The organism is Methanosarcina soligelidi (assembly GCF_000744315.1).
In the GTDB taxonomy this organism is placed as follows: domain Archaea; phylum Halobacteriota; class Methanosarcinia; order Methanosarcinales; family Methanosarcinaceae; genus Methanosarcina; species Methanosarcina mazei.
This window is the reverse complement of record NZ_JQLR01000001.1, coordinates 1,071,147-1,094,489: the sequence shown is the minus strand read 5'-3', so window position 1 is coordinate 1,094,489 and position 23,343 is coordinate 1,071,147. Positions and strand designations below refer to the sequence as shown.

The 23,343-nt window shown below is 45.4% G+C and carries 21 protein-coding genes; 12 read left to right on the top strand and 9 right to left on the bottom strand.

What is annotated here, in order from left to right; all coding sequences use genetic code 11:
* The first annotated feature begins 41 nt into the window (after positions 1-41).
* The 4 genes from M886_RS17675 (at position 42) to M886_RS04805 (ending at position 988) form a co-directional block, all read left to right on the top strand.
* Positions 42-209, top strand: a complete 168-nt coding sequence (locus tag M886_RS17675; RefSeq protein WP_080925801.1) for a hypothetical protein — start codon at positions 42-44, stop codon at positions 207-209.
* Position 210: 1 nt separating this feature from the next.
* Positions 211-441: a hypothetical protein gene (locus M886_RS17670; RefSeq protein WP_084685044.1), complete on the top strand. Its 231-nt coding sequence runs from the start codon at positions 211-213 to the stop codon at positions 439-441.
* Between the two features lie 125 nt (positions 442-566).
* The gene (locus tag M886_RS18835; RefSeq protein ID WP_164477245.1) at positions 567-731 is read left to right on the top strand and encodes a hypothetical protein; all 165 of its coding nucleotides are present in this window, start codon (positions 567-569) and stop codon (positions 729-731) included.
* On the top strand, positions 728-988 hold the full coding sequence (locus M886_RS04805) for a FeoA family protein (protein WP_048050753.1): 261 nt from the start codon (positions 728-730) through the stop codon (positions 986-988). Before M886_RS18835 ends, M886_RS04805 begins: the two co-directional genes overlap by 4 nt.
* Positions 989-1,048: 60 nt before the next feature.
* Here the strand turns inward: M886_RS04805 and M886_RS04800 are convergent, their stop codons facing one another.
* Both M886_RS04800 and M886_RS04795 read right to left on the bottom strand, forming a co-directional pair.
* Positions 1,049-1,987, bottom strand: a complete 939-nt coding sequence (locus M886_RS04800; RefSeq protein ID WP_048050752.1) for an SWIM zinc finger family protein — start codon at positions 1,985-1,987, stop codon at positions 1,049-1,051.
* A 1-nt stretch (position 1,988) separates the two neighbouring features.
* Positions 1,989-5,237 carry a DEAD/DEAH box helicase gene (locus M886_RS04795; RefSeq protein WP_048050751.1) on the bottom strand — a complete coding sequence of 1,083 codons (3,249 nt, stop codon included), beginning with the start codon at positions 5,235-5,237 and terminating at the stop codon, positions 1,989-1,991.
* A 230-nt stretch (positions 5,238-5,467) separates the two neighbouring features.
* On the opposite strand from M886_RS04795, the gene M886_RS04790 reads away from it, so the two are divergent.
* The gene (locus M886_RS04790) at positions 5,468-5,692 is read left to right on the top strand and encodes a tetratricopeptide repeat protein (protein WP_048050750.1); all 225 of its coding nucleotides are present in this window, start codon (positions 5,468-5,470) and stop codon (positions 5,690-5,692) included.
* A 79-nt stretch (positions 5,693-5,771) separates the two neighbouring features.
* On the opposite strand, the gene M886_RS04785 is transcribed toward M886_RS04790, so the two are convergent.
* A complete protein-coding gene (locus M886_RS04785) occupies positions 5,772-6,311 on the bottom strand; it encodes a MogA/MoaB family molybdenum cofactor biosynthesis protein (protein WP_048050749.1) in 540 nt (179 codons plus the stop codon).
* Positions 6,312-6,553: 242 nt separating this feature from the next.
* Between M886_RS04785 and M886_RS04780 the strand changes: the two genes are divergently transcribed.
* The 4 genes from M886_RS04780 to M886_RS04765 all read left to right on the top strand — a co-directional run bounded on the left by M886_RS04780 (position 6,554) and on the right by M886_RS04765 (position 10,758).
* Positions 6,554-7,675, top strand: coding sequence for a DUF1786 domain-containing protein (locus M886_RS04780; protein ID WP_048050748.1), 1,122 nt, complete (start codon positions 6,554-6,556; stop codon positions 7,673-7,675).
* 316 nt (positions 7,676-7,991) lie between these two features.
* Entirely contained in the window at positions 7,992-8,513 is a 522-nt protein-coding gene (locus tag M886_RS04775; protein ID WP_048050747.1) for a 50S ribosomal protein L16, read from the top strand.
* 38 nt (positions 8,514-8,551) lie between these two features.
* Entirely contained in the window at positions 8,552-9,163 is a 612-nt protein-coding gene (locus M886_RS04770) for a translation initiation factor IF-2 subunit beta (RefSeq protein ID WP_048050746.1), read from the top strand.
* A 380-nt stretch (positions 9,164-9,543) separates the two neighbouring features.
* Positions 9,544-10,758, top strand: a complete 1,215-nt coding sequence (locus tag M886_RS04765; protein WP_048050745.1) for a radical SAM protein — start codon at positions 9,544-9,546, stop codon at positions 10,756-10,758.
* 45 nt (positions 10,759-10,803) lie between these two features.
* On the opposite strand, the gene M886_RS04760 is transcribed toward M886_RS04765, so the two are convergent.
* Positions 10,804-11,160, bottom strand: a complete 357-nt coding sequence (locus M886_RS04760; RefSeq protein ID WP_235203870.1) for a nucleotidyltransferase domain-containing protein — start codon at positions 11,158-11,160, stop codon at positions 10,804-10,806.
* 157 nt (positions 11,161-11,317) lie between these two features.
* On the opposite strand from M886_RS04760, the gene M886_RS04755 reads away from it, so the two are divergent.
* From M886_RS04755 to M886_RS04745, 3 genes are all read left to right on the top strand, one after another.
* Positions 11,318-12,805, top strand: coding sequence for a tryptophan--tRNA ligase (locus tag M886_RS04755; protein ID WP_048050743.1), 1,488 nt, complete (start codon positions 11,318-11,320; stop codon positions 12,803-12,805).
* Between the two features lie 218 nt (positions 12,806-13,023).
* Complete coding sequence (gene pheS, locus M886_RS04750) at positions 13,024-14,502, top strand: phenylalanine--tRNA ligase subunit alpha (protein WP_048050742.1); 1,479 nt, start codon at positions 13,024-13,026, stop codon at positions 14,500-14,502.
* A 203-nt stretch (positions 14,503-14,705) separates the two neighbouring features.
* Positions 14,706-15,038, top strand: coding sequence for a hypothetical protein (locus tag M886_RS04745; protein WP_048050741.1), 333 nt, complete (start codon positions 14,706-14,708; stop codon positions 15,036-15,038).
* A 49-nt stretch (positions 15,039-15,087) separates the two neighbouring features.
* On the opposite strand, the gene M886_RS04740 is transcribed toward M886_RS04745, so the two are convergent.
* The 5 genes from M886_RS04740 to M886_RS04715 all read right to left on the bottom strand — a co-directional run bounded on the left by M886_RS04740 (position 15,088) and on the right by M886_RS04715 (position 23,248).
* On the bottom strand, positions 15,088-15,669 hold the full coding sequence (locus M886_RS04740) for a c-type cytochrome (RefSeq protein ID WP_235203869.1): 582 nt from the start codon (positions 15,667-15,669) through the stop codon (positions 15,088-15,090).
* Positions 15,670-15,911: 242 nt separating this feature from the next.
* Positions 15,912-18,074, bottom strand: a complete 2,163-nt coding sequence (locus M886_RS04735) for a heavy metal translocating P-type ATPase (RefSeq protein ID WP_048050739.1) — start codon at positions 18,072-18,074, stop codon at positions 15,912-15,914.
* Positions 18,075-18,968: 894 nt separating this feature from the next.
* A complete protein-coding gene (locus tag M886_RS04725; protein ID WP_048050737.1) occupies positions 18,969-21,788 on the bottom strand; it encodes a cation-translocating P-type ATPase in 2,820 nt (939 codons plus the stop codon).
* A 677-nt stretch (positions 21,789-22,465) separates the two neighbouring features.
* Positions 22,466-22,702 (bottom strand): hypothetical protein, encoded by a 237-nt coding sequence (locus M886_RS04720; RefSeq protein ID WP_011033406.1) that lies wholly within the window; start codon positions 22,700-22,702, stop codon positions 22,466-22,468.
* A 318-nt stretch (positions 22,703-23,020) separates the two neighbouring features.
* The gene (locus M886_RS04715; RefSeq protein ID WP_011033405.1) at positions 23,021-23,248 is read right to left on the bottom strand and encodes a YgaP family membrane protein; all 228 of its coding nucleotides are present in this window, start codon (positions 23,246-23,248) and stop codon (positions 23,021-23,023) included.
* Positions 23,249-23,343 lie beyond the last annotated feature (95 nt).

Here is a 23,343-nt window from a genome sequence, read left to right as displayed (position 1 = left end):
AACCCCTGGAGGACTGGTCACCTGGGCGGGCATAATAGTGCTTGAGCTTATATTTAGGATACCTGGCTGCCAGTGTTCTGCCGGGAGAAGCCCCTACCTTCATACTTGAAATGCCTCCGCTCAGGGTTCCAAAGCTTTCAAACATAGCCGTTAAGACCTACGGTACTTCCTTGAAGTCCTGCCCCTCTTTGTGCTGGCAAGCATGCTGATATGGATAGACAGGCTGACCGGGATCTTTGCCTTTGCCCTGAAAATTATGGAATAACCTACAGTATGGATCGGGCTGCCTTCCCAGACTGCTGTGTTTTCCTCTTCGGCTTCTTCAGGAGGGACTTCGGGGCAGCAGGGCTCTACGGAATGCATGACGCCGGCTTACTGACAGGTGTACAACTTGTGGTTGCAGCAATTACCCTGACCCTCTTTATGCCCTGCATTGCCTAGTTTATGATGACAGTAAAGGAGAGAGGATTTAAAATGGCACTTGCAATCTCGGGGTTCATTTTCCCCTCTGTCCTCCTTGCAGGCTTTATCGTAAATACCCTGATGACAGCTCTGAGGGTGAAACTATGAATTGCCCCCTCTGCGGAAGCGAATTTGAAAAAGCAGATGAATCGAAATTCACCGGCTGTGGAAGACTGCACAACTGCAACAGGCAGTGCTGCCCTTCCTGCGGGTACGAACTTGTAAAAGAAGCAAAGGTAACACAGATTATGAGGAGTCTCTTTAAATGATATCGAAAAAACCAGAATGCCTGAATGCCTCTCTAAAAACTGTCACACTTTCCGCAATGGAGCCCAGGAAAAAAGGAAAGATCTCCCATCCGGATACAAAAAACAACGGGATTTTACAGAAACTAATATCAATGGGCAGCCTGCCCGGAATGCCTGTCACCCTGCTCAGGCGTTCCCCGTCGTATCTTTTTGAGGTAGATCAGACCAGGTATGCCGTGGACAGGGAAATTGCAAATCATATCTACGTCAGCTACTGATTTGCCTCCAATAAAAGGCAAAAAATTTTATTTATCTTGAAGAAAAATATGCAAAGGCATTCATTTACGTTCTCCAAGGAAAACCATCATCCCTGCAGGTGAAGCTTCTTTGTAGATTTCCTCCAGCACTTCAAGCAAATCTTCTTCGCCACGCCAGAAAGGGAATTTTCCAAGCCTTTTTGGAAGGGAGGCTTGAACCTGAGGGATATGAGCCTCAAAGGAGGGGCTTTTTTCCTCTCCAGTACTTTCAGGGAACCTTCCCCAGAAAGCTTCAGGGTTAAGGGGCAGAGGTTCAGGAGAAACAGGAGAGATTTCAGCTTCGAGTACTGTTCCGGTTTTATCATCAGTCCTTTCTATAAGAGCCTCCGCTTCTGCTACCCGATCCGCAGTTTCCGGAACAAATCCCTTTCCGAGAATGGACATAAAATCATCCATGTCCACGCCCCTTAGCTTAAAAATAAGGAAGGGATCCCTATCGAATTCTTCCCCGAGCAGGTAGTAGACGGCTGCAATGTGCTTGCAGGGGTTTGACCAGTCAGGGCAGGAGCAGTCTGTTTCAAGATCGTCGAGTGTTTCAGGGAAGAGGGAGAGGCCTATTTCCTTAAATGCGGAGTCGATGTCTTCCGGCATCTCACCTGCGAGGAGCTTTGCCGCAAAGATAGGTTTCAGAGCAAGTTTTTCTGCAAGGAGATCCCATTCGGAACCTGTAAGGGTCCGAACTTTGATCGTTACCGAATAGGGTCTGGGGTCTGAACCCTGGACTTTAGCCCTTACAAGCCCTGTCTCTATTTTTATAGAGATTACCTGACCTTTACGGGCATAACTTTTTCCACGGCTTAACCTGGCTCCCAAATTAAAGCTTTCAAGGGTTTTTATCCAGCGTTTTGCCCACCAGCTCTGGACAAAACTTCCACGTTTGGACTTTGCCTTGATGCCTCCTTTGACCTCAATTGGTTTTATGGGCTCATAATAACCATAGCCGTCCCAGTAAGCTGCCATTTTATTCACCTACCGCTTCTTCTCTAAGAGCAAGAATATCCTTCAGTTCATCGTTGGAAAGCTCTGTCAGCCAGTCTTCACCTGTCCCAACAACGTTCTCTGCGACCTGCACTTTGCGTTCGATAATCTCATCGATTTTTTCTTCAAGCGTACCTGCGCAGATGAATTTATGGACCTCAACGTTTTTCGTCTGGCCTATACGGAATGCCCTGTCCGTAGCCTGGTTTTCAACAGCCGGGTTCCACCAGCGGTCAAAGTGGAAAACGTGGTTTGCCCCTGTGAGGTTAAGCCCCGTGCCGCCGGCTTTAAGGGAGAGGACAAAAATAGGGAGGTATTCTTTTCCTTCCTGGAACCTCTCAAGCATCCGGTCTCTCTGCTTCCTGGGGACCCCGCCGTGCAGGAAAAGGACTTCACAGCCAAAGCTTGCCTGCAGGTGTTCTTTCACCATTTTGCCCATCTCCGCAAACTGGGTAAAAACAAGGGCTTTTTCCCCGTTTTCCAGGACTACATCCAGCATTTCGGTAAGCCTTGCGAGTTTTCCGGACCTGCCGGGGATAGTGGAGTTGTCCTTCAAAAACTGCGCAGGGTGGTTGCAGACCTGCTTGAGCCTGGAAAGGGCAGACAGGATTATACCTTTTCTCTGGATGCCTTCTTCGGCTCCTTCAATCGCTTCTCTGATGTCTTCAAGGACTGCAGCATAGAGGGAGGCCTGTTCTTTTGTCAGCGTACAATAGGTCTTCATCTCCATTTTTTCCGGCAGGTCGGAGATAATCGAAGTGTCAGTCTTCAAACGGCGAAGGATGAAGGGACCTGTAATTTCTTTCAGCCTCCTTGCAGCCTCCTGATCCCTTTCTGCCTGAATGGGGATAAAGAAATTCCGCTTGAAACCCGCCTGACTTCCGAGGAAGCCGGGGTTTAAAAACTCCATTATGGACCAGAGGTCTCCCACGTTATTTTCAACCGGAGTCCCTGTAAGAGCTAAGCGGTAATCGGATTCAAGAGCCCTGGCTGCCTTTGCCTGTTTGGTTTCCGGGTTTTTGATGTTCTGGGCTTCGTCAAGTACAACTCCTGCCCAATGAACCCCTTTTAAAAATTTAAGATCCCGCTGCACAAGGCCATAGCTTGAGATAACAATAGCATGACTCATGGCTTCCTTCTTGAATTCCTCTTCCTTTTTCCGGCTGGTCCCGTGGTGGACCATTACCGAAAGTTCTGGCGTAAAGCGGGAAGCCTCTTTTTTCCAGTTGTTGATAACAGAGGTAGGACAGACCAGAAGAACAGGTTTTGGGGCCTTACGTCCGTCAACTTTTTCTTCAATCTTTTCTTCAGCCGGTTCTTCAATCTTTTCTTCAGCTTTCTCTTTAGCCTGTTCCAGGTCGTGCTGAATAAGAGCAAGAGTCTGGACGGTTTTACCAAGCCCCATATCGTCTGCAAGGCAGGCTCCTATACCCCACTGCCTCAGAAAAGCCAGCCAGGAGTAACCTCTGAACTGATACGGCCGAAGGGTGCCTGAAAAACCGTTGGGAGCAGGAAGTTCTTCAAACCCGGTTTTGTCTTTTAAGCGGCTGATTAATTCTCCAATCCATCCGGCTGCATTGAGCCCTTCAACGTTCACACCATCGGCTTTTTCGGAAACTCCCACTGCCAGTTTTAGAACTTCACGCAGACTTGCTTCGCCGTTGGGATTTTTCTTCCAGAACTCAAGGGCAGCCCTGATTTCCGCATCGTTTACCTCAACCCACTGCCCGCGGAATTTCACAAGCGGAGCTTTAAGCTTTGCAAGAGCCTGCAGTTCTCTGACTGTCAGTACCCTGTCTCCAAGGGCGATTTCCCAGTCAAAGCTGACGATTTCGTCAAGTGTAAGCCCGTTTCCGGCCTGTAACTTCTTCTTGCCCTTAACATTAGCCTGGGCTTTTAAGTGTGTCTTTGTACCTTTACGGGTCCACCAGCCAGGGAGAAGTACCCCGAAACCGGCCTGACTTAAATTCGCTGCACTTTCAGTCAGGAAGCGGTAAGCCTCTTTCGTATCAAGCGAATATCCGGAAGGGGTGGAGGCTTCAAGACTGGAAGCAATTCCTGCACTTATACTGGAAGCCTGTCCAAGGGAAGATAACAGGAATTGGCGAATGTTTTTCACATCGTATTTTTTCAACGGGCTGCCTTTTTTTGGCTTCCAGGATTCTTTTACAGGGATCAGAAGGCTCGGGTCTTCGTATGACTGAAGCATGTAGCGGACGTACCAGAGCCCTTCGGGAACTTCTATGTCAGCTATCCCTTTGCCTTTCATAGTATCTCTTTTCCCGGCTTCAGTTTCTTCGGTTTCTTCGATCTCTTCTTCTAAAGCCGGTTCTTCAAGACGGAAACAGAACCTGAAAGGAGAAGTGGTAAGGATGGTAAGGGGGCGCTGCCATTCACGGGTCCGGACAGAAAGCTGCAGGAGTTCTTTTTCGTCTCCATAGATCAGCCCGTCAGGGCTTTTAAGAGCGGAAACCCAGGCATCATGAATGCTATCAAAGGATTTTCTTTTGCGTGTCTCTTTTGCAAGCTTTTTTTCCCCGATCTCGGACCGGACTATCCAATCGAGAGAGTCTTCAATAAACTGCTTTGCCGCTAAAGCAGCAGGCATTTCCGGCGGCATGGAAGAGGCTTCAGGAGCAAGAGCCCTTGCAGCAGGAGGCATTTGCTTTGCAAGTTTTGCCAGCTCTTCCGCATCTTCTCCGGAAAATACGGGTTCCCAGAAAGCCCTGTACTCTCCTTCTCCGCCCCTGACGCCAGGTAAATATTTCTGCCCTGCTATCAGCGAGCCTGCAAATTTCAGGGCATCTGCCCACCAGAGAAGGTCATTTCCCGCGATGATACCGGGAGCCAGAACCTTTTTTTCCATACAGGTGCAGAGGAGAACAATAGCTTCTTCAGCTTCCAGAGGATATGCGTGAACAGTACAGGGAGACAGTACAGGTTCTGCTTTCGAATCAGGAATTTCAGCAACAAGAAGACTGGAAGGGACAGGATTCCCTCCGATAGTTGGGGTCCAGACGTTGATTTTCTCCGCCTTATTACGACCACCACTGCCCAGCAGCAACTCAAGGGCAGAAGACAGGTTTTCAACGCCGGAATCATAAGGATAAGGCTTTACAATAGGATTTTTAGGCTTTCTCCCGCGCCGAACAACCGGAGTTTCATTTTCGGCCGGGCTTTCACCCCATAAGAAGAACTGTTTTCCAACTCTTCCTGCATGAAGAATTATCATATAATTGGATAAAGAAGTAAGATATATTAAAAATGATAGGGGGAAGCTGTTTTAAAGCTCCATTGATTCTACAATAGATATTCCGGAAAAGTTCCGGCTTATTATTGGTGGGTCTCTTTTGTCTGATTTTTGAAATTGGAAGATTTCAGCAGTGTAATATAGGACAAGTTGAAAATACTTCAATAGGTCAGAACTTTAAGCTGACCAAGAACTGAGTGTCGAGGATTTGAGTGTCAGTTTGTCCTACAAATTTTGATGAAAAAGTAGAATGCCCGTTCGTTGACAGGAAAGAGTTCATCGAAGCTTATGAAAAAGCACTCCCGCTTTATCGAAGAGCACCGGAAATAGCCGAAAAAAAGTTGGGACAAAGTCATCCCACTACAATAGAAATAAAAAGTAATTATAGCAGGCTTGTTTCAGAGATGAATGAAAAAATGAAGAGAAATGATTTTTGAGATTTCGCAGTCAGTATTTAGATCGCTATTTTTTCAAGCTCATTTCTTTACAAAATCCTATCATCTTCACTTATCAGTTTTATTCTCTAACATGCCTGACAATATGCCCGGCTTCGGGAATGATAATTTTAGAAAGGGCAAGCTTCACAGCATTTGGCGACCCCGGCAGGCAGAATACAGCTTTTCCTTTAATCACACCTGCTGACGCCCTTGTAAGGATTACGGAAGTGCCAATTTCTTCAAGGCTTTTGTACCTGAAAAGTTCCCCGAAACCAGGGATTTCTTTTTCAAAAAGAGGGTCTATGGACTCGATTGTAAGGTCTTTCGGAGCAAGTCCCGTGCCTCCGCTTGTTATAACAATGTCAGCAGGACTGTCAAGAGCGGCAAAAAAAGAAGCCAGAAGTGAATCTTTTTCGTCAGGGACAAGCCTGTAGAAAGAGACTCTGTTTCCTGCCGCCTCAATAAGTTCTTTCATAACTTTTCCCGAAAGATCTTCTGCATCATCAGGAGAAGCCGGATTTCCGTACTTCTCGTACCTTGAAGTCGAAATTGTGATTAAAGCGAAAGAAAAAGATTTTTTGGCATCTTTTTTGTGAATTTCGGGTGTAGATTCTTTCATGAAAACGGCACTCTCCGATATATTAAGATTATTCTCTTCCTCTGAGTTTTCTGTTAAGTTCCTACGATATTATATTTATATTACAGTTTTCGTGTAATTTTATTCATTCTAATTCTTACTCTTTCCAATGTTTACTCTTACTAATTCTTACATTTTAATGCTTACTTTTCCTCTGTATATTCTGACCAGTAAAATTACTTGCCTGCCCATATTTTAATAATCTATCAGTCCAATCCCCGGTTATGCGTATAATTGCGGCTGACGTAGGGACAGGTACGCAGGACATCCTGCTCTTTGATTCTGGAAAAGAGGTAGAAAACAGCCTTATAATGGTAATGCCTGCTCCCACACAGGTGGTTGCGGAAAGAATTCATAGAGTAACGAAAGCAGGAAAGGCGCTTGTGCTTACCGGAACCATAATGGGAGGGGGACCTTCGGCATGGGCGGTCCGCAAACACCTGAAAGCAGGGCTTCCCGCATATGCTACCGAAGCGGCTGCTCTGACCATCCACGATAATCTTGAGAGGGTGAAAGCTTTCGGAGTCCAGATTGTTACGGAAGAAGAGGCAAAAAGACTTGCAGATTCGGGAGAGGCTCTGAAAATTGTAATGCAGGACTTTGACCTGTATGCGGTTTCATGTGCACTTTCGAATTTTGAGGTCAGGATGCCGGAAAACTATGCTGTGGCAGTGCAGGACCACGGGAACGCTCCGGATAAGAGCAACAGGGTCTACAGGTTTGAGCTTTTAAAGGAACTGATTGAGGAGGGAGGAAAACTCGAAAACTTTGTGTACCGGCCCGATGAGATCCCGGAGCCGTTTACCCGAATGAAAGCTCAGGCAGATTCGCTTCTTAAAGCAACCGCAGACATTAATACGCGGGCAGTTTTTATGGACACAGGACCAGCAGCGGTATTTGGGGCCCTTACCGATCCGGCAGCAGTCCAGCCCTCTATTGTGGTAAATATAGGGAACGGGCATACTCTGGGGGCACTTGTGGATGAGAACAGGATAACGGCTGTTTTCGAGCACCACAGTTCCAGCATGGACCCGGAAAAGCTTCAGGACTACATTATCAGGCTTGCTGACGGGAAACTTGATTTTGATGAAGTTTTTGAGGACGGAGGGCACGGTGCATATATAAAGGAAGTCCCCGGGTTTGGACAGGTTCGCTCGATAATGGTTACAGGTCCCAAAAGGGAGATGCTTGAAAAGCTTTCATCCCCGGAAATAAGGCAGGAAATCTCAAAGAAACTGCACTTTGCCGCACCTTTCGGAAGTATGATGCTTTCAGGCTGTTTTGGGCTTCTTGCGGGATTCCTTGAAAAATACCCGGAAACATCAATAAAACTTATAAACCACTAAGTAGTAGGGAGTAAGTCACCTAAGCCCGGGATATATAAAATTTAAGGGATTGTAAAATTTCAGGTATGAAATTCCCTATCGGAGAACCGGGCGATGCAGAAGTTTCCTGCCAGAACCTGCACGGGCAGGTTTACAGATAAATGTAAATACAGGCAGGTATCTCTATATGCACATATCTCCATACTCAATGGTTTGCAAGACAGTTTTTTACGAACTTGAGGCAAACGTTTATAAATGGTTATAAGTGGAAAATAAGTGGAAAAAGCTTCCACGCAAGGTTTTATCAAAATCATCACTTTTCAGGAGAATCAGATTAATGGTACGAAAGCCAGGAAGTATGTACAGAAACGTGAGGCAGCGCTCATTTACCAGAAGAAAATACATGGGCGGTGTCCCCGGAAGCCAGGTCATTCACTATGATATGGGGGACAAAGCAAACACAACCTTCCCTGTAAAAATTTCTCTGGTTGCAGAGGAGAAATGCCAGATCAGGCATGTTGCACTTGAAGCAGCCCGTATTACAGCAAACAGGCACCTTGTTGCAGACGCAGGAAAGATGGGCTTTTACATGAAGCTCCGTGTTTACCCCCACGAAGTACTCAGGGAAAACAAGCAGGCAACAGGCGCTGGTGCTGACCGTGTATCCAGTGGGATGCGCAGGGCTTTTGGAAAGAACGTCGGTACCGCAGCAAGAGTAGACTCGATGCAGAAGCTCTTTACAGTAGCTGTTGAGAAGCAGAACTTCCCGGCTGCAAAGAAAGCTCTCTGGCACGCAGGACAGAAGCTGCCTACACCCGTCAGAATCGTTATCGATGAAGGCGCAGAACTCGTACAGTAAGCGGAAAGGAGCCGTAAAATTACAAGGGAGTCTAAAGAATGTATGATTACGAAGAGCTTTTGAACCGTGCAATGTCAAAGATGCCGGACACAGAGACTACTGACGCTCGATTCGTAATCCCTGAACCCAAACTCTTTTCCGAAGGCAAAACCACAATTCTGGATAACTTCGGAAATATTGCAGACACCCTTAACCGGGACCCTGACCACCTGATGAAATACCTCACCAGGGAACTGGGGACTGCAGGGAAGATAGAAGGCACACGTGCAGTCTTCCAGGGCAGGTTTACGAGAGCTCAGATTACAGATAATATTCAGGCATATGTTGACGAATACGTTATGTGTTCGGAATGCGAACGCCCTGATACCCAGCTTGTCAGGGTAGACAGAGTGCTTATCCTGAAATGTTCTGCTTGCGGGGCTCACAGACCTGTCAAAAAGAGAAAGGTAAGCAACGTGGTTGTCAGGGATGCTATCGAAGAAGGCGGAACCTACGAACTCCGGATAGATGCCGTTGGGTCCAAAGGCGACGGGATAGCAAAAATCGATAAATACACTGTCTTCGTGCCCGGTGCCGGAAAAGGCGACGTGGTCAAAGTGAAGATAAAGAAAATCAGCGGAAACCTCGCCTTCTCAGAAAGGGCGGCATGAGGTTCAAGCTTTTTTAATAATTAAAGAGGCAGTCCGGACCGACTACTAATTTTGTCCTCGCGTCCGGACAGCCCAGGTTCTTATTTTCAACCGCCTGATATTCTCATACTGAGATTCTCAGATTCAACATCATTTCGTTTTCAGTATTACATTCAGGCATTGCCTATTTTTAAAGAATTCACTGTTCTCTGGCGCTGGTTTGAAGTATATTTTTTGAATAAAGCATATTTTTTGAATAAAGCATATTTTTTGAATAAAGAATATCTCCGTTTAGCTCGGAAAAAACAGGAATGATTTAAACGAGCGGTTTAAACCAGAGACGGTTTTAAATATTTCCCGGTTAAATCAGGAACCCATCAGAAAATTACCTGTGAGGAAAAATGACTTCTGAAAAAAAGAATGTGCCGGACTTTTCTGCAAGAGGCAGAAATATAGAACTTTTCTCCATGCCAGGGCTGTCTGTAAACCTTCAGCAGCATGAAGGAATGGCCGTAAAACTTACGGCACAGGGGACTCTGAAATCCGCCTGTATCCCTGTACTGAAAAAGATGAACTCACGCTTGCAGGAAGAGAAACCGGCACTTGTACAGGAAGACAGCTTCATTCCCTCAGCCTGGCTTCCTCCCATACCCGGACCTGCTTTTAAACGGCTTATTTTCGCAGAAGTCCAGATAGCTCTGGGAAAATATATTCCTGAAACCGTTACCATTGAAATTACCCGCCAGAACAGTTCAAGGTACCCCCCAGGAGCGGTCGCTGACGAACTGGATACAGACACAATTAAAAGAGTAATAGATGAAGCGCTGGACCTTGGCACATTAATTATCAGTTTTACCGAGAATGACCCCCTGCTGAGGGAAGAGGTCTTTGAACTTATTGAATATGTGGACAAAAAACGCGCTATAGTTAACTGTTCTACATGGGGTACGGACTTCACAAAAGAAACTGCTCTCCGTTTGAAAAAAGCCGGACTTCACTCCCTCATGGTCGGCGTTTATTCGACTGACCCCCAGAAGCATGATGCGGTCCGAAAATCCGAAGGCTCGTACGATCGGGCAATCTCAACCATAAAACTGGCTCTTGAAGCAGGGCTTCTGGTTGTTATGACAACTCACGCCTCTCCTTCAAACATGAAAGAGCTTCCCGCTCTCTATGCACTTGCATCGGAACTCGGGGTTCATGAATTTTCAGTCTGGGAATCAATGCCGAAAAGAAGAGGAGAGTCCGTAATTACCGATAGAGACAGGAAGACAATTCTTGAAATGTATCACAGGATTAATTCTGCCCCGGAAGGCCCTCGAATGTTTTCAAATACTTATTTCGAAGGGCAGATGATGGGTGCGATGGCAGGCAGGCGCTGGATGCATGTGACCGTAGACGGAGACGTAAAACCAAGCCCTTATCCCCCATTCAGGTTCGGAAATGTTAAAGAAGTACCCTTAAAAGAAATCTGGCAGAGGATCAGAAGCTATCCTTATTTCCAGAGGCAGAAGAACCTCAGTCCCATGCACGACCCTGAGTTTATGGAATTTGTCGATAAAATTCCAGAGGAGGCAAAACTGCCCTATCCTTTTGAAAAGATTTGCGAGAAATAACTTCAATAAAGTCTGAATTCTCTGAGATGGGAGAACCTTCTCATCTCAGGACCACTCCAGGAATTCTTTATCCATCAAATCATACATGTACTTCAGGTCCAGACAAGCCGGGATCACCTCAGATTCAAAGTCTATCCTGCTTGATTCGTCCCTGGAGAAGATGATATGTCCTTTTTTGATGACCTCAAAATGAAGTTTTATAGGGGAATTATTTAGTATTTTTACATTAAACTCAAATCTTGGCTTGATATGTCTTCCCAGTTCATCTACAGCTTTTAAAGAGGATTTAAGGCTGGAATAAGGGTCTAAACTTTCAGACAGGAGCAGAGATGCATCGGTATCATTAAAATCTTTTTTTATTAAGGAATGAACCGAAGAATAGGCTGTATTTACTTCTTTCAACCCGGCTAAAATCTTGCTGCTGCCAGAAGATAAACATTTACATATGAGCAGGTATTTTTAAAGAGCGATTTAACCGGAACAAAATTTACACTTTATTTATGCTACCCTTATTTAGCAAGAAAAAGCTGCCTGCAGTGTTTTCCGGGAACGGCAGCCCATGAGGGACATTATGGATAATAAACTTGACCCGTGGAGTTCAAGCAATATCACTGACTACTCCAAGTTATTCGAAGAATTCGGGATTTCTCCTTTTGAAAATATACTTCCGGAAATTCCGTCCCCGCATAAGTACATGCGGAGGAGAATCATCTTCGGGCACCGTGATTATGAACAGATTGCAGAGGCCATGCGGACAGGTGCCCCTTTTTCAGTTATGGACGGCTTTATGCCATCAGGAAAAGTCCATCTGGGGCACAAAATGGTAATGGACCAGATCGTCTGGCACCAGGAGAAGGGAGCTTCAGCCTTTGTCGGGATTGCGGACAGGGAAGCCTTTTCAGTGCGCGGCTTTTCCTGGCAGAAATGCAGGGAAATAGGGGTAGAAGAATATATATTGAGCCTCATTGCCCTCGGTTTCAAGCCTGAAGGTCTCATTTACTTCCAGTCGGGATGCGGAAGTGTTAAAGACCTGGCATTCGAACTGGGAGCAAAAGTCAATTTCTCGGAACTGAGCGCTATCTATGGCTTTTCAGGCGAAACAAGCCTCTCCCACATGCTCAGCGTAGCAACCCAGGCTGCAGACATCCTCCAGCCCCAGCTAGAGGAATTCGGAGGATCAAAACCCGTTGTTGTTCCCGTGGGCCCCGACCAGGACCCTCACCTCCGCCTTACAAGAGGACTCGCAGGCAAAATGAATATGTTCAGGATAGAGGAAAGGGAAACAGCAGAAGGCGGAAAGTACCTCAGCGTCCGGGGAAAAGGAGCTCCCAGGGAAGCTTTACAGGAACTTAAAAAACGCATTCCAGGGAAAGTAAAACTCTATGAAGAACACATTGATGTGCTCCAGACTCCTGACTATGCATTCCTTGAAAGGTTTGTTTTACAGATAAACCAGCCTGAGAGAAGGAATTATTTCATGACCCAGATTCAGGAAATCGCCACATTTGCCAATGCGGCTAAACCACCTGAATTTTCGGAGTATGAAAAATACTTCGTTTTTAAAAGGGTCTGGAAAATCACAGGGAAAATCCTCGAAGAAGTCGTGGCAGAAGTTGCAGCCGAGTTCGAAGGCTACGCTTTCATTCCCCCAGCATCAACTTACCACCGCTTCATGAGCGGGCTGCAGGGAGGAAAGATGTCGAGCAGCATCCCTGACAGCCATATAGCCCTCACAGATGACCCTAAGGAAGGGGCAAAAAAGGTAAAGAGGGCAAAGACCGGAGGCTGCATAACCCTTGAAGAGCAGAAAAAATTGGGTGGGAAACCTGATGAATGCTCTGTCTTTGAACTGATGCTCTTCCACCTGATAGAAGATGATGAGGAACTGCTGGAAATCAGAGAGGAATGCGTCTGCGGAACCAGGATGTGCGGCTCATGCAAGCAGCTCGCAGCCGAAAAGATGCAGGAGTTCCTTAAAGATCACCAGGAGAAGAGGGAACTTGCAAGAGAACAGCTCGATGAATACAGAATCATCTACAAAAAATAAATCACTCATCAGGTCATGAATCTTTAGTAAATTATGTATCTTCATTAGATCCATGAACCTTCAGTAAATATTTATCTCCAGTAGACCCATGAATCTTTAGTAAACTATGAATCTACAATAAATTCATCAAATACGAGTGCCAAACTTATATCAAAATCTTAGTATCAAAGTCTTAAATTTTCAGGACTCACAGGATATGGTTCACAGGATTGACAGTTATGAGTATTCAGGACAACCTCACAATTAACGAAAAAAAAGTCTTGCTCGCCCTTGAGGAACTCAGATCGGCAGTTCCGGATAAACTGGAAGAGAAGTCAGGGCTGCAGATAGATGCGGCGATGCAGGCTGCTTTCATGCTTCAGGAAAAAGAGCTTGCTTCTGTTTCCGAAAAAGTTCTCGAGCGCTATTCCCTTACAAAGGAAGGAGAAGAATACAAAAAAACAGGGCTTCCAGAGCGCCAGATTATTGATGCCCTGAAAAACCCTGTCTCCCTTGAGGAGCTCAGGAGCCGTTTCTCCCCCCAGACCGTGGGAATTGCAACGGGCTGGCTCGTAAAAAAAGGATGGGCAAAGGTTGAAAACGGAATAATGGTTCCTTCCGGAGAAGCTTCTGAAGGTAAGGACGAAAAAGCCCTTTCAGCTTTTGCAGGAAAAGCAAAGACTCTCGAAGAACTTGGAGCCGATGAAGGGACCGTAAAAGACCTTCTCAAACGCAAACTCGTCGTAAAACACGAAGAAAAGTTCAGGACTGTTTCAATAACAGACCCAGGAAGTGAACTTGCATCTCAGGGGCTTGTCCTTGAAGAAGAAATTGCCCAGCTTACTCCCGAACTGCTGAAAAGCGGAGCATGGAAAGAGAAAAAATTCAGGCCCTACAGGCTCGATATTACACCTAAACCACTTTACGGGACAAAAATTCACCCTTACAGGCGCCTGATTGAACAGATGCGCCAGATCTTTCTGGAAATGGGCTTTACAGAGATAAAAGGCGGTATAATCCAGAGTTCTTTCTGGAACTTCGACGCCCTCTTCCAGCCCCAGGACCACCCTGCCAGGGATATGCAGGACACATTCCACCTCGGCAGCACCTGTCAGATCCCGGCTGAATATTCGGGAAAAGTGGCAGCAATGCATGAGAACGGAGGAGATATTGACTCCTGCGGCTGGGGAGGAATATGGGACAGAGAACTTGCCGGGCGCAACGTTCTCAGGACTCACACCACCTCTGTAACCATAAAGTACCTTGCGGATAACCCGGAGCCGCCGGTAAAAGCTTTCTGCATTGACAGGGCTTACCGCAGGGAAACAATTGACCCGACCCACACACCTGAGTTCGAGCAGCTTGAAGGCGTGGTTATGGATAAGGGTATGTCTTTTGCAGACCTTCTCGGCCTCCTTGCAGAGTTCTACCACAGGATGGGGTTCGAAGAAGTCCGCTTCCGCCCGGGATATTTCCCATACACCGAACCGAGTGTGGAACCTGAGGTTTACGTGGAAGGGCTCGGCTGGGTCGAACTTGGTGGTGCGGGCGTTTTCAGGAAAGAAGTCACAGAACCATTGGGGATCAAAGAACCCGTCCTCGCCTGGGGGCTTGGAGTAAGCCGGCTTGCCATGCTGAAACTGGGGCTTAAAGACCTGAGGCTCCTTTACCAGTCCGACATCGACTGGCTCAGGAAAAGCGAAATTTGCAAGATTTAAACTTGAAATAAAAATGGGCTGTAAAAGCTGCCTGTTCCAGCCCACAGGCAATTTCTTTTTTTAGATTTTTTGACCTTCCAATGCAAGATGATTGGGGATTTGATTCTCAGCCTTACTGGCACAATTTAAGATTTCATATTAACTTGTCCCGGGTGGTCTACGGGCTCAGTTGCGTCTGAAATGCAACAAAACAGGAGAAAATTATGAGCACAAAAAAATATCGAAAAACTGCTAAAGCAGACTGGTATAGAACAGCTCTCGTGCTCTTTCTGTTTATTACAGTAATGGTTTTCTCTTCTATATTTTTACGTCCTGGCTGCTGGTATCTCTTGATACTGATAATTATCACAGGAACTCTACTGCTGGTGAACTGGCACACAAAAAACTTCGCTTACCTGTGTCCCATATGCGGTAGAGTTTTCGAAGTTTCAACTCTGGAAAACTTTCTGGGACCTGATAGAGTAAATAAAAAATTCCTGAAATGCCCGAAATGCGGGAAACGGAGCTGGGCTCAGATACTCAGGATTGAAAAATGAACCGCTCCGGGGTGAAGTCTCTCTTCATATCCAGAAAATGAGGTTATCCTCAAAGCGTTTTAAGATATTCGACAACATCATCCACGTCTTTATCAATCATTTTCCACCTGGGCATGGTCAGGTCAAGAGGTTCGCCTGCAGGGTCGATACCATCACGGATTGCTCTTTTTATAGTTTCTTTCGTAAATGGAAGGTGTTCATCATCCACTTCATCTACTTCGTGCTCTCCAGAAACAAGGCTTTCATACCTTATATCCGGAGGAATTTCAGAACTCATCATTACCCGATAGCCTCCTCTCCCGTCAGCCCCGTGACAGTCAACACAGCTCCCTCCATGAACATACAGCCAGCGAGGACCATACTCTATCTCAATAATCTCCCCACTTTCGTTAAACCCGGTATAATAGATCATTTCTCCGTTTGACTCAAAATCAGATATGTTATATGAAACAGAAGTCCTTTCTGGATATATCCCGCCAGCCGGATACATTTCCCTGCCCGGATACATTCCTCTACCCGGATAAGTCCTGTTTTCCGAATAGTTATCCGACCTGTCATATGGCACATCTCCGGAATGAGAGAAACCCCACATTGCTCCGAAAATAAAAATAAGGACAACCAGCCCTGCCACTAACAGAACCAGCAAGAGAATCAGGAACGGACTGCTTTTTCTCCCCTCATCTGCGATACTTTTGCCCCCTTTACCATTTAAATTATGCCTGAATTCCCCGATTAAAGGGTCAGGCCTAAGTTTAGAATTTTTTTATTTTTCTTATTTTCTTTGTATGTTTTGAGATAAATCTGGCTGCTGCGAGCACTGAGGCTGCCAGAACCAGAATTTTTTTCAATCTGAAAATTATCCCGAACATCAAATCACCCCATCTTTAAAGCTCTTGCATTTATAGCTACAATTATGGTACTCAGGCTCATAAGAACCGCACCTGCGGCAGGGCTCAGTAAAATGCCGTATCCATAAAGTACTCCTGCTGCAAGCGGGATCGCGAAAACATTGTATCCGGTTGCCCAGAGAAGGTTCTGGTACATTTTGGAGTATGTCCTTCTTGAAAGCTCGATAATATACAGCACATCCCGGGGGTCGTTTTTAACCAGCACGATGTCTGCGGTTTCGATTGCAACTTCCGTGCCTGCCCCAATTGCTATTCCAACATCAGCCTGGGCAAGGGCAGGAGCATCATTGACCCCATCACCGACCATTCCGGTAACGTACTGCTTCTGGACTTCCTTTACCTTTGCCGCCTTTTCATGCGGGAGAACTTCTGCAAAGTAGTCATCAAGTTCCAGTTCCCGGGACACCCAGGCAGCAACAAACCGGTTGTCTCCGGTAAGCATAAGGCACTTTATACCCATCTCTTTGAGCTTTGAAATTGCTTCCTTTGACTCCTTTCGGACGATATCGGCAAGTGCAAGGGCTCCAAGCACTCTTTCCCCTTCAAGAAGAAAAACAACGGTCTTTCCCTGAGCCTTGATCTCTTCAATTTTCTCGTCTATTTTCTCGTCTTCGCTTTTCCTGCCTTTCAGGTTGATTCCGGCTTCTTCAAGGTAACCGGGGCTTACTACATAGTATTTCTTTCCTTCGATTACACCTTCAATCCCCTTTCCGGGAATGGAACTGAAGCTTTCGACAGGTACAGGCTTTATCCCTTTTTCCCTCGCACTCTCCAGAATTCCTCTTGCAATAGGATGCTCCGAAATCGATTCAAGAGAAGCTGCAAGCATGAGAACCTTTTCATCATTAATTTCGTCGTTTGTGCGGCTATCTTCGTCTGAGAAAGAAATTATATCCGTCACTCCAAACCTGCCTTCAGTAAGAGTTCCTGTTTTATCGAAAATTACAGCCTCAAGGCTGCGGGCTTTTTCAAATGCCTGCCTGTCCCTGATGAGAAGCCCGGATTTCGCAGCCATGGACGTTGAAACTGCGACCACAAGGGGAATTGCAAGCCCGAGGGCGTGCGGGCAGGTTATAACCATTACAGTAACTGCTCTTTCAAGGGCAAAAACAAGTTCCTGCCCGAAGAGAGTCCAGAGGGTAAAGGTGAGTGTCCCTACAGTCAGAGCTATGATCGTGAGATACAGTGCTGCCCTGTTTGCCAGGTCCTGAGTTTTTGACTTGCTTTCCTGGGCTGTCCTGACAAGTTCGACGACCTGATTGAGGTAGGTGTCCTTTCCTGTTTTCTTAACTTCAACAACAAAAGCCGCTTCCCCGTTAATCGAACCTCCAATGACCTCACTTCCCTCAGTTTTCGTGACAGGCTCAGACTCCCCCGTAAGCATGGATTCATTTACACTGCTCGCCCCTTCTACAACAGTCCCGTCAACAGGCACCTTTTCCCCAGGCTTGACCAGAACCTTGTCTCCTATTTTCAGCTGCTCAACACCAACATCAACGATCTCACCGTTTTGTCTCAGATGAGCAACTGAGGGCATTATCTTAACCAGCTCTTCAAGAGCCCTTGAAGCCCCCATTACAGAACGCATTTCAAGCCAGTGCCCGAGCAGCATGACATCTATAAGGGTCACCAGTTCCCAGAAAAATACCTCTCCGTGAAGCCCGAAAACTACAGCAGAACTGTAAAAATAAGCCACACTGATTGCAATGGCTATAAGGGTCATCATTCCTGGAGATTTTTCAGCAAGCTCCTGCTTTATTCCCTTGAGGAAAGGATAGCCGCCGTAAAAATAAACAACGGAAGAGATCAGGAAAACGATAAAATCTGCACCAGGAAAACTAATTTCAAAGTTAAAAAAGTCCTGAATAGTCGGGGAAAGAAGCAAAACAGGGAACGTCAGTATAAGAGAAACGATAAATCTTCTTCTGAAATCTTCAAGCATATGGGTATGATGGTTCCCATGGTCTTTTCTCCCGGATGGCGAATGTCCCTCATGCCCCATTCCTTCGTGCTGTTCATATTTCATTTCCTCAGGTTGTTCGTGATCCACATCCGGGTATTGCTCGTGCTTCATTTCTTCATGCTGCCCATAGTCAAGCGATTCCTCTTCGGCATGCATATCCCCCATTCCCCGAAATTAAATATTATTTAAAATATTATAGTTCTTTAATATTATTTTAAAATAAGGGAATCAAATATACTGCATCCAAGAAAACAGCGGATTTAAAATTACGCACTCCAGGAGAATACTAAAACAAAAAAACTGCAGTATAGTTCAAATAATTAAATAAATTAATCACCTTTTGAAAATGTTTAAATACATATCAGCCGTTAATTTTATAGAGGCTGAGAGATGTCAGGCCAGTATAAAGAAATCGAATGTGAACTGCTCGAAATATATAATAAAAATCTGGACCGATTTTTTTCACTGATAAAATTTATATTTTTAATATTTGGAGTTTATATTCTGACATTATCCAGTATATACGGCAAATTTGACATACACGCATTCGAGAACGCAGAAACGATTTCATTTTACTCTCTTCTTGCATCTTTATTATTTGTCAGCATAGCACTTATTGTTCCGTTTTCACAGCTATTGATACCAAGGGAACGAAGGTTTAAACAGACTGAAAACGCGATTCAATTTCGGAACGAAGAAGAGGCAAAAATATACAATAAAAAATTATATATGGTAGTGAAGCAGCAGGAAAACTATTATGTAACGTCGTTTTTGCTTGTTTTGCTTTCTTTCATTTTCTTCTGCGGCCATTTTGTATCATTTGCGATTTGCATTTCCATTCCAGTCCTTATAATTTCTGTTTTTCACTATCTTACATTTACCGACTGGATAAAAAAAGAAAATAAAGAGATCAGGATATTACATCATGAAGGGTAAAAATGTATTAAACCTGAAATGACAGAAATAAAAGAGTTTTCAAAACCCAGGTCTGTGTAAGAAACGAGTTTTCAAAATCGAAGTCCGTGTAATTCAGGTCTCTCCAGAAAATAGATCTTTTTATCACGTGAGATCTCTTTTTGTTTTATCCTCCATCGCGCGTACAAATATTTTGCTTAATTCACGCAGCCACAGCACGGAACTTGCCACTACTGCGCAGAGCAGCCAGTCTCCAGGGCTCAAGCTCACGGTTGAAAATGCCTGTTGCAGGAACGGGATATAGACGACCATCACCTGCAGTAAAATGGACAGAAAAACAGCTCCCCAAAGCCATTTGTTTGACAACATCCCGATGAAAGCGCTCTGTTTGTCCGAACGTGCGTTGAAAACAACAAACAGTGAAAAGAAGACCACCGTGGTAAAAGCCATTGTCTGAGCATAACGCAGGCTGCCTGAGCCTTCAATCAAACCCCCGGGTAAACTGGCATCCAGTACGAGCAGGGTCCCGATAGCCATGATTACACCGGTAAAGAGGTTGCCAGCCCACATGCTTCGAGTTATTACCCCTTCTTCCCGCGGGCGCGGCGGTTCTTTCATTATTCCCGGGTCCGCAGGATCAACGCCTAGAGCGAGCGCAGGTGGACCGTCTGAAATAAGATTTATCCACAGGATCTGTGTTGCCAGCAGCGGCAGCACTAACCCGTTATCACCTGCCTCAGTCAGCCCGATCACATCTGCCAGCAGCAGGCCGAAGAACATTATCATTACTTCCCCGAGGTTTGAGGAGAGCAGGTAGCGCAGGAACTTACGAATATTGGAAAAGATCGCACGCCCTTCTTCGACAGCCGAGACAATGGTAGCGAAATTATCGTCTGCGAGGACTATATCTGAGGCTTCTTTGGAGACATCTGTCCCGGTAATACCCATTGCCACGCCTATGTCGGCAGTTTTCAAAGCGGGAGCATCATTGACTCCGTCACCGGTCATTGCAACAATTGCCCCGCCGCGCTGCAGTGATTTCACAATCCGAAGTTTGTGTTCGGGATTGACGCGCGCATACACCGAAACTTCCTGAACCGTCCGGTCAAGCTTATCCTCGGGCATTTTCTCAAGCTCCGCGCCCGTGACAGCTTCTCCATGGATGGGGATCCCGAGTTCTGCAGCAATAACAGTGGCGGTTTTAGGGTGATCACCTGTAATCATAATAGGGCGAACGCCTGCAGCCATTGCCCGTGCAACTGCTTCTTTTGCCTCCATGCGCGGAGGGTCAATCATGCCGATCAATCCCAGAAAAACGAGATCCTTCTCTACATCCTCGTCAAAATCTTCCTGCTTTATCGCCTTCTTCGGAAATACGCGGAAAGAGACCCCAAGTGTCCTCAGGGCTTCGCCTGCGAGTTTTTCATTCCTTGTCAAAATTTCTGAACGGCGCTCCTCAGTGAGAGACCTGATCTCGTCTCCTACAAGCTCATGTGTACAGCGGGCAAGCAATACATCAGGTGCGCCTTTGGTAAAGGCAAGAATACGTTCCTTTTGTTCGGTATCATTATGAACCGTACTCATCAGTTTGCGTTCCGAAGAAAAAGGAATCTCTGCTATGCGTTCCAGCCGTGCATTGAGTACCTCAGCTTCCAGCCCGGCTTTTCGCGCCGCAACAATCAACGCCCCTTCAGTCGGGTCTCCGTGTACCACCCAGCGCCCGCCGCGTTCTTGCAGCACAGCGTTGCTTGCCCGGTCAGCTGCTGCAAGTGCGCGTACAAACTCAAACTGGAGATCTCCATCAATTTTTTCTCCGCCTTCCTTATGGACCTCGCCTTCGGGAGCGTAACCCGTACCTTCCAGATTGACACGCCCGCTGGCTGTGATGACCGCAAGTACAGTCATCTCGTTCCTGGTTAGCGTGCCCGTCTTATCGGAAGCAACAACATTCGCCGAGCCAAGAGTTTCTACAGCCGCTAAATGGCGCACGATAGCATTTTTCCTTGCCATGCGCTGAACACCGAGAGAGAGGACAACTGTCACAACCGCAGGCAAACTCTCAGGAACAGCCGCAACCGCAAGTGCCACACCTAAAATGAGCACGTCAAAAAGGGCTGAAAAGCCGTGCACGTCCTCAACTAAAAGTATTGTTGCAATTATCACGACTGCAATGGCGACAACAATGATCCCGAGCATTTTGCCAACGCGCTGAAGTTCCTTCTGGAGCGGCGTGGTCTCTACAGGCGTTTCTTTAAGCATCCCGGCAATGCGTCCCATCTCGGTCTGCATCCCGGTTGCTGTGACCACTGCACGCCCATGCCCATAAACAGCTATAGTGCCGCTAAAGATCATATTATCGCGGTCGCCCAGTCCGACTTCTTCCGTAATCTGGAGATCATCCTTCAAAACTGGCAGGCTTTCACCTGTCAGTGCCGCTTCGGCTGTTTGGAGCGCAGTTGATTGAAGCACACGGGCATCTGCAGGGATAGTGTTGCCTTCTTCAATGACAATAATATCACCGGGCACGATCTCAGTAGCCGGAATGTTCTGCCGCTTACCGTCCCGAACAACACTTGCCTGTGCTGCCGTCATCTGACGCAGAGCTGCCATTGCTTCCTCAGCTCGTGCCTGCTGAACATAGCCCATAATAGCATTGAGGAGTACGACAGCAAAGATCGCAATCGCCTCGTAAGGAAGTGCAGAATCACGCTCATAAAGCCACATGCCTGCCGATATAAGGGTTGCAACAAGCAGCAGGATGACAAGTACGTCATGGAACTGAGCCAGGAATTTCCTCCACGCAGGCACAGGCTTCTCTGCCATCAGTTCGTTCTTGCCGTATTTTTTAAGGCGTTCCCCAGCCTCTCCTACGCTCAGACCGTTCCGCGCATCTGTATCAAGTGAGGATATTACTTCCTTAGCCGTCTGCCGATACGGGATAATATGATCCAGCTGAACCGTCATATTATCACATCTTATCCTTTTTCACTTGCCTTTGAGGTTTCATAAGCGCGGTTTTTAGCGAATGTATGGTCATACAATTCTCCTGTCTACAGCCCTGGCACATCGTGTAACTTTAATGCATAAATGTAACTTTAATGCACAAATGTTGCTTTCACCCAACTATCAGCGATAAAAATTTGTTTTCCAGTCTGTATTAATCTTTCATGTCAGGAATTTGAGATGGGATTGTTCTTAAAAACTCCTTTTTTGCTTCTAGAATCTGTTTTTATAATCCTTATAATTGTCCTTACATAAATTAGTGATTTTTATAAATATTATTTATACTAACGAGATAAGAAAATTTAATGAATTGTCAATTCTCTGAATTTTAGCTTTTCTGATTCATGCATAGTGAAGGAATTTCATTGAAAATAGTATTAAAGGAAAAAAGAAACAAAAACACAAAGAAACAAAAACACAAAGAAACAAAAACACAAAGACATGAAACTGATTGAAATATTTTCAATTAGTGAATTATTGAGAAAAATGAAATATTTGCTGAAAAATTGGTTTTCCATAACCAATTGAATCAGCTGTGAGAAGCTGAAGATGATAAAGGGGTTGCCAGGCAATCCAGTTAAAATTAAAGAAAATTTATCATTTAAAGGTCCATTTTTTTGAGAGGATATTTATAAAGATTAGAAATTATATATACACCTGGTTTCTCGGATAACTTTACCAGTATTATCTTTTTCTAAGAATCTCATGATTTCTTTGTCGTGAGAAATCATTGTCTTACAGTACGGGCATGGTTCTGCATTTTTGTACGTTATAGCACGCCTGAATGTTTCTGCATCTTCAAATTGAGCAATTTTTGAGCTGAACCACTTTCTACAGTTTGGGCACCTAACTTCACAGATTTTTATCTCGCTCATTTTCCCATCGTCTTTACACTTAATTTTACATTGTATAAAGAATTATCAAACTTATATATAAAGTAAGGTGGCAAAGATTAGTCTGATTATAACACTAAAAGGATAGACAATTCCAATCTATTTTATATATATTCATAAAAGAAATAACTGTTAGAGAATATAGTCTGATTATTGAAGAAAAAGAAATATCCATCATAGTAAAAATTATTGATAGTAGATAGAAAGTTCAAATAGATGAAAGAAAATAAACAGAGCTTAAAAATCAATAGACACACTTTTCAAAAATGTAGGGTCAGATTAAATTCTTTACATATGCATTTATTTTTTCTCTGCTGTGCTGATTCCAAGAATAGCATAGGGAGTACAGTGTCTGAGGATTGAACTGTAAAGGCCCATAAAAGCTATCAGCGCAACAATCCATTTCCAGGGCGACCTTTTCACAAGACCTGTTGCCAGCGCGAGAATCGCAAGTATCCCGTATATCGTCCTGAACAGGAGATCAAAGCCCCCTACATTCTCTTCCAGAAACAATTTTTTAAGGTTCATCAGACAAAACCCCTTATAATCCCTCTTACATACTTATAGACCCCTCAATATATAGCGTTATTCTGTTTGTATTCTATACATTTCCGTTTGTTATT